General features: G+C 48.0%; 13 protein-coding genes. 12 read left to right on the top strand and 1 reads right to left on the bottom strand.

Features of this window, described 5'->3' with window-relative positions; genetic code table 11:
• Positions 1-21: 21 nt before the first annotated feature.
• From SPD80_RS05175 to pfkB, 9 genes are all read left to right on the top strand, one after another.
• Complete coding sequence (locus tag SPD80_RS05175; RefSeq protein ID WP_320828804.1) at positions 22-1446, top strand: MATE family efflux transporter; 1425 nt, start codon at positions 22-24, stop codon at positions 1444-1446.
• Positions 1447-1940: 494 nt separating this feature from the next.
• A complete protein-coding gene (locus tag SPD80_RS05180) occupies positions 1941-2390 on the top strand; it encodes a PTS sugar transporter subunit IIA (RefSeq protein ID WP_320828805.1) in 450 nt (149 codons plus the stop codon).
• Positions 2390-2686: a preprotein translocase subunit YajC gene (locus tag SPD80_RS05185; RefSeq protein ID WP_320828806.1), complete on the top strand. Its 297-nt coding sequence runs from the start codon at positions 2390-2392 to the stop codon at positions 2684-2686. The genes SPD80_RS05180 and SPD80_RS05185 overlap by 1 nt, the downstream gene beginning before the upstream one ends.
• A 115-nt stretch (positions 2687-2801) precedes the next feature.
• Entirely contained in the window at positions 2802-3284 is a 483-nt protein-coding gene (gene agaV, locus SPD80_RS05190) for a PTS N-acetylgalactosamine transporter subunit IIB (RefSeq protein ID WP_320605366.1), read from the top strand.
• A gap of 172 nt (positions 3285-3456) precedes the next feature.
• A complete protein-coding gene (locus SPD80_RS05195) occupies positions 3457-4263 on the top strand; it encodes a PTS sugar transporter subunit IIC (RefSeq protein WP_320605368.1) in 807 nt (268 codons plus the stop codon).
• Positions 4253-5323 carry a PTS system mannose/fructose/sorbose family transporter subunit IID gene (locus SPD80_RS05200; protein ID WP_320605370.1) on the top strand — a complete coding sequence of 357 codons (1071 nt, stop codon included), beginning with the start codon at positions 4253-4255 and terminating at the stop codon, positions 5321-5323. The genes SPD80_RS05195 and SPD80_RS05200 overlap by 11 nt, the downstream gene beginning before the upstream one ends.
• A 92-nt stretch (positions 5324-5415) precedes the next feature.
• A complete protein-coding gene (locus SPD80_RS05205; protein WP_320828808.1) occupies positions 5416-6144 on the top strand; it encodes a GntR family transcriptional regulator in 729 nt (242 codons plus the stop codon).
• 28 nt (positions 6145-6172) lie between these two features.
• Positions 6173-7342: an SIS domain-containing protein gene (locus SPD80_RS05210; protein ID WP_320828810.1), complete on the top strand. Its 1170-nt coding sequence runs from the start codon at positions 6173-6175 to the stop codon at positions 7340-7342.
• Positions 7342-8274, top strand: coding sequence for a 1-phosphofructokinase (pfkB, locus tag SPD80_RS05215; protein ID WP_320828812.1), 933 nt, complete (start codon positions 7342-7344; stop codon positions 8272-8274). Before SPD80_RS05210 ends, pfkB begins: the two co-directional genes overlap by 1 nt.
• 75 nt (positions 8275-8349) lie before the next feature.
• Here the strand turns inward: pfkB and SPD80_RS05220 are convergent, their stop codons facing one another.
• Positions 8350-9210 carry a fused MFS/spermidine synthase gene (locus tag SPD80_RS05220; protein WP_320828814.1) on the bottom strand — a complete coding sequence of 287 codons (861 nt, stop codon included), beginning with the start codon at positions 9208-9210 and terminating at the stop codon, positions 8350-8352.
• A 163-nt stretch (positions 9211-9373) separates the two neighbouring features.
• Here SPD80_RS05220 and SPD80_RS05225 point away from each other — a divergent pair, with 163 nt between their 5' ends.
• The 3 genes from SPD80_RS05225 (at position 9374) to lysS (ending at position 12452) form a co-directional block, all read left to right on the top strand.
• On the top strand, positions 9374-9574 hold the full coding sequence (locus tag SPD80_RS05225; RefSeq protein ID WP_320605428.1) for a twin-arginine translocase TatA/TatE family subunit: 201 nt from the start codon (positions 9374-9376) through the stop codon (positions 9572-9574).
• A 121-nt stretch (positions 9575-9695) separates the two neighbouring features.
• Positions 9696-10169 (top strand): transcription elongation factor GreA, encoded by a 474-nt coding sequence (gene greA / locus SPD80_RS05230; protein WP_320605426.1) that lies wholly within the window; start codon positions 9696-9698, stop codon positions 10167-10169.
• 144 nt (positions 10170-10313) lie between these two features.
• Positions 10314-12452: a lysine--tRNA ligase gene (gene lysS, locus SPD80_RS05235; RefSeq protein WP_320605424.1), complete on the top strand. Its 2139-nt coding sequence runs from the start codon at positions 10314-10316 to the stop codon at positions 12450-12452.
• Positions 12453-12496 lie beyond the last annotated feature (44 nt).

Below are 12496 nucleotides of genomic sequence, written 5' to 3' on the forward strand. Positions count from 1 at the left end.
GAGGTTTGTATCGTAGAGGGTATGAGTTCACTTAAAGCAGCGTTTGACAAAAAGGCGCATCAAACAACTGAAGAGAAGTTTCATGAGATGATTGAGCGCCCCATTGCACCACTCATTACTTCTCTTGCAATTCCATCCATTATGGCCAATTTAGTTACTGCTCTCTATAACCTAGTAGACATGTATTTTGTAGGCCATATTAGTACGGCTGCTTCTGGTGCTATTGGCATTTCTTTTGTTGCTATGACAGCAATTCAAGCAACGGGGTTTTATTTTGGGCAAGGTACTGGCAACGCTATTTCACGCTATTTGGGAGCGCAGCAGCAAGAAAAAGCCAACGTTATGGCATCCACAGGTCTTGTCTGCACGCTAATTTTTGGCCTGCTCATTGCTGTGGTGGGCAACCTATTCATTGAGCCGCTCTGTATGGTAGCTGGTGCAACGCCCACTATTTTGCCGTATGCCAAAACGTTTATTAGCATCATTTTGTGTGGAGCTCCTTGGATGGCAAGCTCCATTTTGCTTAATATGCAGTTACGTTTTGAGGGAGAATCGCTCTTCTCCATGCTGGCTATCACTACGGGTGCGGTACTCAATGCACTTCTTACACCGGTGCTTATTTTTGGTTTTCATCTAGGTATTGCTGGCAGTGCTATTTCTACCATTGTGTGTGAGTTTATTGGCTTTATCTTACTTCTTTTTGAAGCTCAAAAGATTGGACTTACGCCCCTATCTCTTTCGTGGGTTCGTCCGAGTAAAGAGCTGTTTTATGAGATAAACAATGGCGGTGCACCCTCCTTTGTTCGTCAAGTCATGTTAGGTATTGCAACAACGCTGCTTAATAATGCAGCTGCACCTTTTGGAGATGCCGCTGTTGCCGCTATGGCTATTGTTCAGCGCATTACGGGCTTTGCCAACTATATTCAAATTGGCATTGGCCAAGGGTATCAGCCTGTATTGGGCTATAACATTGGCGCTCGTCATCATGAGCGAGTGTTAGCAGGTTATACCTTTGCGTTGCGCGCATCAACTGTTTTAGTACTTGCTATTGGAGTAATTACCTGCGTTTTTGCACCTCAACTTATTTGGATTTTTAGGCAAGATCCACAGGTGGTCACTATTGGCACGCTTACGCTGCGCGTGGCAAGTTTTTCTGCGGCGCTGACGGGTGTTGCTATGATTACGAACTTTATGTTGCAGACTTCAGGCCATGTGTGGGGCGCATCCATTCTTGGGGCGTGTCGCTTAGGCTTGGTGCTTGGGCCAACAGTGCTGGTGCTATCTCACTTTTTTGGTTTGCTAGGCGTGCAACTTGCACAACCAGTTGCAGATCTGATCACATTTTTTGTGGCAATCCCCTATGCCAGAATTACGCTTTCGCAATTTACTACGACGGCTCAGGTGGAAGAGAGCATCAGGGCAATTCAAATGTGGATTTGGGAATAACGCATACAACGTAGCCGCATAAGAAGCATGCGGAGTAAGAAAAGCTAATCCTTATAAAAAGCAAAGCGTCCACTTAATCTGTTGCTAAAAATATAATACCAGTAGCTGTAAATAATCTTAAAAATAATGATACAAATAGCTTGTAGCATCACACAATGACATCGCATTAGCTCCCGCATAAATTGTGTAAAAGAGAGCAATATTCAGAAGTGGTATGTATTAGAAAATACCAGTAACTGCACGTAATCGATGTGAATGGTAGGTTTCTCTCGGTAAGCGTTAGCTTAAGAGAAAACTTCACAAGAATGATAGGGATACCTAAAAGAATCGGTAAAATAAATGGCAAGTGGTATGTGGTAGTAACCACTTATATGAAAAGTAATGCCGTACGTGGTATGAGCGTTTATCAAGTGGCTTGCATTCGAGTGGATTACATAACAGCGCGTTAACCTACCTACGCGCTTTGAGTGGCATAACGTATCTGGGAGGCTTGCATGATTGGTTTTATCATTACGGGGCATGGTGATTTTGCAACAGGACTGTATAGCGCATTTACTATGATTGCTGGTCCACAAGATGGTGTTGTTGCAGTTACCTTCCAAGAGGATGAGGCCGCAAGCTTTGGTAATAAACTTGCTGATGCCATTAAGGATTTGCGTACCGCAACCGATGGTGTTGCCGTATTTTGTGATCTTATCGGTGGCACACCCTTTAATCAGGCTATGATGGCTGCTCAGTCTATGGATAACGTAGAGGTCGTGGCGGGCGTTAATCTTCCCATGCTGCTTGAGTGTGGTATGGAGCGCGCATTGAGCACAAGCGCCCATGAGATTTGTGTTAATGCCGTAGCAGCTGATGCGCTTGGTATTGCGCACATGTCAATCGATGTCGTTGAGCAAGACAATAATTCAGATACTGAGCTTGATGAGGAAGAGGGCATCTAATGACAACAGAATCATTTATACAGTCTGTTTTAGGTGCTTCAGTTGCTCTTCTTATTTTGTTTGCGCTCATTGGCGTAGTGCTGTTTATCGTGACGTTTACACGCACGCGCAACAAGAAAAATACCTATGCCAATGTGCATAAAAACATGGCAGTTGGCCAGCGCGTGTTATTTGCAGGAGGCATATACGGCACGCTTATGCGCGTGGGCAAAGAGACTTGTGACGTAAAGATTAAATCAGGCGAAGTTATGGAAGTGTCTCGCTACGCTATCCAAGAATTGGACGAGCGCGCCTAGCAGGCATGGGCAGCACACGTTCAGTATGGACGAGCACCACGTTACGCAACTAAACAAGCTACGTGACTAAAGGTAATTACACGGCTGTAAGGTCGTTAGAGGAAAGGAGCAACGCATGGCGGAGCCAAATATCGTTCTTGTGAGGATTGATAACCGTTTGCTACATGGTCAGGTTGCCACTCAGTGGGCAAAAAGCGTTGACTGCAATCTGATTTTGGTTGCCAATGATGATATTGCAACCAATACAATGCGTCAGAACCTGTGCAATATGGCAGCTCCTCAAGGCATGGCTACCAGGTATTTCTCTATTCAAAAGACCATCGATATTATTCATAAAGCAGCACCTCGTCAGCACATCTTTATTGTTATCGAGACCCCTCAGGATGCACTCAAGCTTGTTGAGGGCGGTGTGCCCATCAAAAAGATTAACATCGGCAACATGCACATGTCTGGCGATAAGCGCCAGGTAGCCACCTCTGTTGCCGTTGATGATGACGATGTTGCCACCTTTAAAAAGCTCCAAGAGCTAGGCGTTGAGCTGTCTATCCAGCGTGTTCCCACAACGCCCGTTGAGCCTACCGAGAAGCTCTTTAAGTAGCTGCTCAGTAGATATGCAGCTATGAGCTGCACTAAGCCCCCTTTGTGGGCGTCATACCAGGGCGCCCACCCCCCCAAGGTCATGAACGTACGTCGTAAGTGAAGGCGACGCGCGTTTGACAAAAGCACTTCACTAGTCAGAAGCATGTATATCTATGAAAGGAGGTTCAAGGATGGACTATTCGATTCTTCAAGTTATTCTGGTATTTCTCGTAACGTTTGTTGCTGCAATCGACCAGTTTAGCTTCCTCGAGTCCTTGTATCAGCCACTTGTCACCGGTATGGTGATTGGCCTCATCCTTGGCGACCTACCCACTGGCCTTATCGTTGGTGGTACCTATCAGCTTATGACGATTGGCAATATGCCTATCGGCGGAGCTCAGCCACCTAACGCTGTTGTTGGTGGCATTATGGCAACCGTTTTGGCGATTTCGCTTAAGCTTGAGCCTAACGCAGCCGTTGCCCTCGCAATTCCTTTCTCTTTGCTTGGTCAGTATGGCGTAACCCTTATCTTTACTTTGATGTCTCCTCTTATGAGCAAGGCAGATCAATTTGCAGCTGATGCTAATCCTAAGGGCATTGAGCGCATTAACTATCTGTCCATGTGCATGCTTGGTGGCATTTTTGGCATCGTTGTAACCCTGTTCTTCATCGGTGGTTCCACCATGGGCCAGGCTGTTGTGGATTCTCTTCCCAAATGGCTCACCGATGGACTTTCTGCTGCTGGTGGCATGATGCGCTTTGTTGGCTTTGCTGTTCTTCTTAAGTTCATGATGAACAAGGACATGTGGGGCTTCTACTTCATGGGCTTTGGTCTTGCACTAATCGTTTCGGGCATTAGCTCTCTTGCTACGCCAGCCCTTCTCATCCTCGCCCTTATCGGCTTTGGCATTGCATACTGGGATTATCAGCAAAACACCCAGCTTAAGGGCGCTGTTTCCGGTTCTACTTTTGACGGAGGTGAAGAGGATGGCATCTAAGGAGGAACTCACGCACTACAGCAATCTGGAGCCCACCGCCGACCTTGACCAAAAGACTCTTAACAAGATGGCATGGCGCTCCTGCTTCTTGCAGGCATCGTTTAACTACGAGCGTATGCAGGCTTCTGGCTGGTTGTACTCCATCCTTCCTGGTCTTGAGAAGATTCACACTGACAAGGAAGACCTTGCTACTTCCATGACCCATAACATGGAGTTCTTTAATATTCATCCCTTCTTGGTAACCTTTGCTATGGGTCTTATCTTGTCCATGGAGCAAAAGAAGGTTGATATTCCCACCATTCGCGCCGTCCGCGTTTCTTTGATGGGCCCCCTTGGTGGTATTGGCGATGCTCTGTTTTGGATGACGCTGGTTCCCATTACTGCAGGCATTTGCTCTAACATGGCCATTAGTGGCAACATTTTTGGACCCATTCTGTTTTTGCTCATCTTTAACGCAGTTCAATTTGCTTTGCGTTTTGGCTTGATGAACTGGTCCTACAAGCTTGGTATGAATGCTCTTGATTCTCTTATGGAGCACATGCAGGCCTTTACACGCGCCGCTTCTATCTTGGGCGTTTTCATTGTAGGTTGCTTGACGGTAACCATGGGTGGCACGCAAATTAAGGCAGTCATTCCTAATGGCACCACGCAAGCATACGTTGCTCATGTCGCAACAGTTCCTACCGATAAGGTAGACAGCTTCAAGGTTATTTCCAAGGGCGATAAGGACGTTACGCTTTCTGGTATGGTTGATGCAAACGGTGAGCCACTTGTTGGTACCGATGCTAGTGGTCAGCCTGCTACTGCTGGTGTTAAGGATCTGGGTAATGGCACCAGTGAGGTTACCTACATGGAGATGGTTGAGTCTCCTGTAAACATTGATATTGCCAACATTTTGGACAGCATTTGCCCTAAGTTGGTACCCCTGTCAATCGTAATGCTTCTGTACTTCCTCTTTGCTAAAAAGAACTTCACTCCTATCAAGGCTATTTGTCTTATCCTGCTTATTGGTATCTTGGGCGCTGGTCCCTTTGGCCTCTGGCCTAGTATCTGGGGTTAAGCTCTAACCTTTAGATGTATGGGTAAGTTTGGAGGCGTATGGGCAATGCCGTCCATGCGCCTCCATTTACATATATGAGGAAGGCACTACTTATGGCTATGGCATCACGAAAACAACCGCTGTACGACCAACTCGTGGATGTACTTCGTGAAAAGATAGAAAATGACATGGTTGCTCATGACCCTCTACCATCTGAGCGTGAGCTCTCTGAGCAGTATGGCCTTTCTCGGACCACGGTACGCCTTGCTTTGCAAGAGCTAGAATCTCTAGGATTGGTAACCCGACAGCATGGGCGAGGCACCTTTGTGGCCGATAGCACCAATCGAGTTACCGATCTTTCTCAGGCGTATAGCTTTACTGAAGAAATGCATCGTCTTGGTCGAAATCCACAAACCAAAGTGCTCGAGTTTGGGCTTGTCCCCGCAGCAAAGCATGCCAGTAGTATGCTCCGTCTGCACCTGGGCACTAAGGTGTTTAAACTCAGGCGCTTACGTCTTGCTGACGGCATTCCCATGATGATTGAACGAAGCTATCTTCCGGCGAGTGAGTTTGTCTCATTGTCAGAACATGAGGTGGCAACAAAGCCTTTGTATGACATTGTCGAGAAGGACTATCACCAGAAGATACGCTTCGCCGATGAAGAGTTTCGTGCAAGTACTGCCCGCCGCGAAGAGGCTGAGCTTTTAGGCATTCCTGAGGGCTCGCCCGTGCTCAAGCTTTCCCGTATTACCTTTAACGATAAAAACGTGGCAATTGAGTATACGCATAGCGTCGCCAGAGCCGACCAATTTAAATACAAAATCGTACATCGCAGGGGATAGTCCTGCAGCATAAGATAGGAGTGTATCCATGTTTAGTAAAGACACAGTTGAACTCAAGGCTTTGGGTGCAGACATTACAACACGGGAAATTGCACAACAGCCTGATTTATGGTTGGATACGCTTGAGATTTACTTGACTCATAAAGAAAAGATTCAGGCCTTTCTCGCACGTGCTCAAAATCTAGGGGGAGAAGGCATAACTGACGTTGTCTTTACCGGTGCTGGTACCTCAGCCTATGTGGGCGATACGCTTGTGCCTTATTTGCGTCGCACGGGCAATGCCAGCGCGTTTGATTTTAAGGCTATTCCTACCACCGATATTGTTTCGGCTCCGTACAATTTCTTGCGTCCCGAGCGTCCTTGCGTCCTTGTGTCATTTGCACGCAGTGGTAACAGCCCCGAGAGTCTTGCAGCTGTTGCTCGTGCACGAAGCGTTGTGGACAATATCCTGTTTCTCAATATTACCTGTGCTCCAGACGGTAAACTGGCTGTTCAGTCTGAGGGCGCTGACGATGCGCTTACCCTGCTTATTCCAGGAGCAAATGATCAGGGCTTTGCTATGACTGGCAGCTATAGTTGTATGGAACTGCTGAGTGCTTTAATTTTTGATACCGCTGATGATGCTCAAAAGACTGCATGGGTTACCCAGGCAGCACGTATGGGCCGTTTGGTTGTGGCGCGTGAGGACGAAATTACCTCGTGGCTTACGGATGATTTTGAGCGCATTACCTATTTGGGTTCGAGCTCATTGGGAGCTATGGCGCGTGAGGCTCAACTCAAGATTTTGGAGCTTACTGCAGGTAAAATTGCTACTTCCTTTGATACGCCCATGGGATATCGCCATGGGCCCAAGTCCTTTGTTAACAATCGGACGCTGGTGTTTGTGTTTGTAGGCAATGACCCCTATACCCGTCAGTATGATTTGGATATTTTGCACGAGATTGCAGCTGACAATATTGCCCTGCATACGGTTGCTATTCAGCAGCAGGCAGAGACAATCTTTGAGGGTGATGCCATAACGTTTGCAGAAGAAGCGCTGCTGCCCGAGGCATATGTGGCCTTGCCCTTTATTATGGTTGCTCAAACTATTTCACTGTTTACCTCGCTTAAGGTGGGCAATACTCCCGATACACCATCGCCTACTGGTACGGTAAATCGTGTTGTTAAAGGCGTTACCATTCACGAGCTTGAGGCGTAATGATTACAACAGTCACACTTAACGCGTCTATTGATAAGGCCTACCACATGGATCAGCCAGTTGTTGGTGGGACAGTTATGCGCGTTCATGCAGTAAAAAATAGCGCGGGTGGCAAGGGGCTTAATGTTGCCCGTGTTGCAAAAATCTGCGGGTCAACCGTACAGGCAACAGGCCTTGTTGGTGGCTTTAATGGCAGCTACCTTGAGTATCTTACCCAGCAAGATGGTATTGTGAGCAATTTTGGCCACATTGCTGGTGAGACTCGCAGCTGCATTAACATTTTAGATGAGCGTTTCTCATCAACAGAGTTTTTGGAGCCGGGCTGTGAGGTAAGCGCGCAGGAGCTCGAGGAGTATCTGGCAGATTTTCCACGTATCATTGCACAATCAGATGTGGTAACTATTTCAGGTAGCTTGCCTAAGGGTGTTCCTACGCATACGTATCAAACACTTGTTGATCTCTGTAAACAGGCTAACAAACCAGTTATTTTAGATACATCGGGCGAGGCGTTGCGCCTAGGTATTGCAGCGCAGCCTACCATGATAAAACCAAACCAAGATGAGATTGAGGCGCTGTTTAACATTTCAGTGCAGTCGCGCGCTGACGTTATAGCTGCCGCGCAACGTTTACACCAAGAAGGTATTGCTCAGGTAGTTATTTCATTGGGTGGTGACGGCGCACTGCTCGTATGCGAGCAAGGAACGTATCAGGCAATTCCTCCTGCAATTGAAGTTGCCAATACGGTTGGTTGCGGCGACTCGATGGTTGCTGCGTTTGCAGTTGGTTTTGAACGCGCTATGAGTGCTCCCGATGCGTTGGTCTATGCCGTTGCAGTTGCCAGTGCTGCTGCCCTGTCTTCTTGCACGGGACAATATGATCCAGCTCATCGTGATGAGATTTTGCCCAAGGTTGAGCTGCGCAAAATAGCCTAAGGCCGAAAAGACGCAAAGGCTGCATGGAGTGTAGGGCAGATAAGGGCGTGAGACCCAAGAGCAAATGCTTTGTTTTTAGACCTCACGTCCATGAGCAAAGATGCTTATGTCTAACGCTATGTCGCAAGCAATCATGACATTGTTGGCGCGGCGTTTTGGTTCATGTGCATCTTCGGGCAGAAGGTATACGTGCGCAAACTCCTGCTTAAAGGTTTCAAGCGTGCGGTACAGATGGTTGGATTTTTTTCCTTCAAGTGGTGCAATCACATTTGCAAGGTACAGCCCTTTTGTGCTGAGGTGCTCGTGAATAATGCGGGCACCTTCGGCAGTCCCCATCGGACCCAGTGGTTTAGCGCCAGAAAAAGCATCGTTTACCACTATGTTGAAGTGGCGCTCGCTTTTTTGCAGCCACTGCCAGCCGTCATCGCACACCAATTCCAGTCGGTTGGTTTTCTTGGTAGCAAAATCGCGGATAAGGTCGTCCAAAAAGAAATGTTCACGTGCAAGTGTGGTGATAAGAGGGTCAATCTCTATAGCGGTTACTTGCATAGTGGGGTAGTGGGCAATGAGGTATTTGGGGAAAGAATATCCGCCACCGCCAATAACAACGCATGAATCTTGCGGCGTGCTTTTCTCGGTAAGAATGAGGGCGCGGGCAAAGCTTCGATGATACTCACAGACCAACTCATTGCGCAGTTCGGGGTCGGTGTAGCTAATAGACTGGAAGGTGTTGCGGACGTTTAAAAGGCGAATGGGGGTGCCATCTTGATCTTCGGAGTCAAAAATAAGCGCACGACCAAACATGGTTTTAGGAATGAAGGTAATTCCCCGCTTTTTAAGACCCCAAATAAGTACGCGTTTGAATATGAGTGCCATGACAATCCAAAGGACCAGATTGACGCCCCAAAATACCAATGTGGATGTGTTTAAACCCATAAGTTTCCACTCTTACGTTAATAGTGAGCAAATTTTAAAACGCTACGTGGTAGGATAACCGAATACGTAAGTAAAGTTTGTGTACTTACGCATCTACCTTTTATACTGAAGGGTGCGAAATTACGCGCAACGGATCGTTAGGTCCATTTATACGGAGGTAATTATGATTCTTGGAATGGGTCCTTTGGAGCTTGTCATCGTTTTGGGAATTGTTCTGCTCATCTTTGGGCCTAAGAATCTTCCCAAGCTTGGTAGCACCGTTGGTAAGACCGTCAAGAACATTCGCGAGGGCATGGAAGAGGATACCAAATCCACCAAGGACGAGGTAACAGATGCCGAGGTTGTTAATAAAGACGCTGAGTAGTCTTGTCGTCTTGTTGCCTGTGCCGTGTACATATCTAAGGCATATGCTACAAAGGCGTCCAGGCACACCAGAGCCACTATCGTAAGGCACCCATTAGTTATTTTCGATTAGAGAGCAGAGCATGGATAAAGAAATCATCCTTACTCCCGAAGGCCGCCAGAAGCTTGTAGACGAGCTTGAGTGGCGTGAGGGCGAGAAGCACACCGAGATTATCGCTGCCATTAAGGAAGCACGTGAGCAGGGCGACCTCTCAGAAAACGCTGAGTATGATGCCGCCAAGGAAGAAGAAGCTCAAAATGCAGCTCGCGTTGCCGAGATTCGCAAGATTTTGTCTACTGCTAAGCTTGCTGAGGCAAGTACTGGTCGCAAGGCCATTGTATCCATTGGCTCTACCGTTGAGGTTTCTAACGAGAAGGGCAAGAAGTTCTCGTACACCATTGTAGGTACCACAGAGACTGACTCGCTGTCCAACCGCATTTCTAATGAGTCTCCCGTTGGCGCTGCTCTTATCGGTGCCAAGATTGGTGAGACCGTAGAGTATGTAACCCCATCTGGTAAGACTCGCAGCCTTAAGGTCGAGAAAATCTCGAGGTAATGAGCCGCTTACTGTAAGCTTTGCGCGTTTTGGGTAGACGGCTTGTGTCGCTCCCAAGGCGCGCTTTTTTTGACGCGCTACCATTTCATTGTATGCATGACCATAGCAACCACTGCCTAATCACTGCCGAGCGAAAGGAATCTCATGGCAGCAACAGATCAAGAGACCACGGTAAATATTAACGACGAGCGTGCGATTCGTCGTTCCAAGCGCCAGGCTCTTATCGATGCCGGTATTGACCCCTATCCTCCTCGCTCTAAGGTAACTGCTCATGCAGCAGATATCATTGCCCAGTATGCACATCTTGCAGATGGTGAGGATACGGATGATGTTCAGTCTTTGACGGGCCGCATTCGTGCATTTCGTCGTCAGGGCAAACTGGCTTTTATTGTGTTGCAGGATGTAAGCGACTCCATTCAGTTGTTTTGTCGTCGCGACTTGCTGGGTGATGCTGCATGGGAGTTGCTTAAGCAGTTTGATGTAGGAGACATCATTGGGGTTACCGGTCCTGTGGTGCGCACGCAGCGCGGCGAGCTTTCCATCTTGGCGCAAGAGATTCAGATGTTGGCCAAGTCGTGTCGTCCGTTGCCCAATAAATGGAGCGGCCTGACCGACAAAGAGACTCGGTATCGTCAGCGTTACGCGGATCTTATCGTTAATCCTGACGTTATGACTACGTTCCGCAATCGTTCACGCATTATTTCTGCCATCCGTCGTTATATGGAGGAAAGTCAAGGTTACCTCGAGGTCGAGACCCCCATTTTGCAAGAGACCTTGGGTGGCGCTAATGCACGTCCGTTTATGACGCACTTTAACGCGCTCGATCAAGAGTGCTACCTGCGCATTGCCACTGAGCTTCACCTTAAGCGCTGTATTGTTGGTGGCATGGAGCGCGTATTTGAGATTGGCCGTCAATTCCGCAATGAAGGCATGGATCAAACGCATAACCCCGAGTTTACCTCTATGGAAGCGTACTGCGCATACTCCGACCTTGAAGGCATGAAGCGCCTCACCGAAGGCCTGTTCCAGGCGGTGGCTGCTGCTGTGGGCAAGGGCGATGTCATTACGTATCAAGGTAAAGAGATTAGCCTTAAGGCACCGTTCCGTTCTGCTCCCATGAGCGAGCTTGTTAGTGAAGTTGTGGGCGAACAGGTCTCTATGGAAACCTCCGTTGAGCACCTCCGCGAGCTTCTCGATGCGCGTAATGTGCCTTACGAGAAGGAATGGGGTGTTGGTAGGCTTATCTTTACGCTCTATGACGAGTTGGTAGAGCAGACTTTAATCAACCCTACCTTTGTTTGTGATTATCCCGTTGAGGTTTCTCCCTTGGCTAAGCGCAAGCCCGAGGACCCCCGTCTGACCGAGCGCTTTGAGATGGTAATTGCTGGCCATGAATACGCCAATGCCTTTACCGAGCTTAATGACCCCGTTGATCAGGAGTCTCGTTTCCAGGATCAGGTGGATGCCAAGGCTGCTGGCGATGATGAGGCCATGGAGTATGACTATGACTACGTCCGCGCCCTTGAGTATGGCATGCCTCCAACAGGCGGTATTGGTTACGGTATTGACCGTATGGTTATGCTGTTTTGCGATGAGCCTTCCATTCGTGATGTGTTGCTCTTCCCTCATATGCGTCCTGAAGATTTTGGTGGCGCTCACAAGAAGCAAGAGAAGAGCACAACAAAGAGCACGGCAGAAGTTTTGGACGCGGGCATTTCTCGCGAGAAGGCCCTGGAGCTGCTTAAACAGCACAATAAGGATGAATATCACATCTTGCATGGCTTGCAGGTAGAGGCTCTTATGCGTTACTTTGCAAAGCAGTATGACCCTGCAAATGAAGAGTTTTGGGGACTTGTTGGCCTTTTGCATGATCTTGACTGGGAAACATGCGATGATGACCCATCGCATACCATTAAAGCTGCAGAACTGCTGGCAGAAGCTGGCGCCAACCCTGCATTAGCCCATTCCATTCAGACGCATAATTACGACGTCAATCCAGAATTGCCCACACCTACTCACAAGATGGAATGCGTCTTGTTTGCTGTGGATGAACTTTCTGGACTTATTAACGCATGTGTGCTTATGCGCCCCAGCCACTCAGTCATGGACTTTGAGCTTAAGAGCCTCAAAAAGAAGTTCAAGACTAAGAGTTTTGCGGCTGGTTGTGACCGTGCTGTTATACGTCATGGTGCCGAGCTTGTGGGCATGGAGCTTGATGAACTCTTTACCGCAGTTATCGAAGCCGAGAAGTCACTGGTGCCTACGACGGAGTGCTTTGAGTAACGCTAAAGCATAAGAGTCCCTGCATACGTGTGGGTATGACAAAG

The organism is Atopobium sp. (assembly GCF_034113385.1).
GTDB lineage: Bacteria > Actinomycetota > Coriobacteriia > Coriobacteriales > Atopobiaceae > Atopobium.

What these genes read in the sequence shown, in the direction of transcription:
- SPD80_RS05175 (WP_320828804.1), top strand. Translation starts at nt 22, where the DNA reads ATGAGTTCACTTAAAGCAGCGTTTGACAAAAAGGCGCATCAAACAACT.
- SPD80_RS05180 (WP_320828805.1), top strand. Translation starts at nt 1,941, where the DNA reads ATGATTGGTTTTATCATTACGGGGCATGGTGATTTTGCAACAGGACTG.
- SPD80_RS05185 (WP_320828806.1), top strand. Translation starts at nt 2,390, where the DNA reads ATGACAACAGAATCATTTATACAGTCTGTTTTAGGTGCTTCAGTTGCT.
- agaV (WP_320605366.1), top strand. Translation starts at nt 2,802, where the DNA reads ATGGCGGAGCCAAATATCGTTCTTGTGAGGATTGATAACCGTTTGCTA.
- SPD80_RS05195 (WP_320605368.1), top strand. Translation starts at nt 3,457, where the DNA reads ATGGACTATTCGATTCTTCAAGTTATTCTGGTATTTCTCGTAACGTTT.
- SPD80_RS05200 (WP_320605370.1), top strand. Translation starts at nt 4,253, where the DNA reads ATGGCATCTAAGGAGGAACTCACGCACTACAGCAATCTGGAGCCCACC.
- SPD80_RS05205 (WP_320828808.1), top strand. Translation starts at nt 5,416, where the DNA reads ATGGCTATGGCATCACGAAAACAACCGCTGTACGACCAACTCGTGGAT.
- SPD80_RS05210 (WP_320828810.1), top strand. Translation starts at nt 6,173, where the DNA reads ATGTTTAGTAAAGACACAGTTGAACTCAAGGCTTTGGGTGCAGACATT.
- pfkB (WP_320828812.1), top strand. Translation starts at nt 7,342, where the DNA reads ATGATTACAACAGTCACACTTAACGCGTCTATTGATAAGGCCTACCAC.
- SPD80_RS05220 (WP_320828814.1), bottom strand. Translation starts at nt 9,210, where the DNA reads ATGGGTTTAAACACATCCACATTGGTATTTTGGGGCGTCAATCTGGTC.
- SPD80_RS05225 (WP_320605428.1), top strand. Translation starts at nt 9,374, where the DNA reads ATGATTCTTGGAATGGGTCCTTTGGAGCTTGTCATCGTTTTGGGAATT.
- greA (WP_320605426.1), top strand. Translation starts at nt 9,696, where the DNA reads ATGGATAAAGAAATCATCCTTACTCCCGAAGGCCGCCAGAAGCTTGTA.
- lysS (WP_320605424.1), top strand. Translation starts at nt 10,314, where the DNA reads ATGGCAGCAACAGATCAAGAGACCACGGTAAATATTAACGACGAGCGT.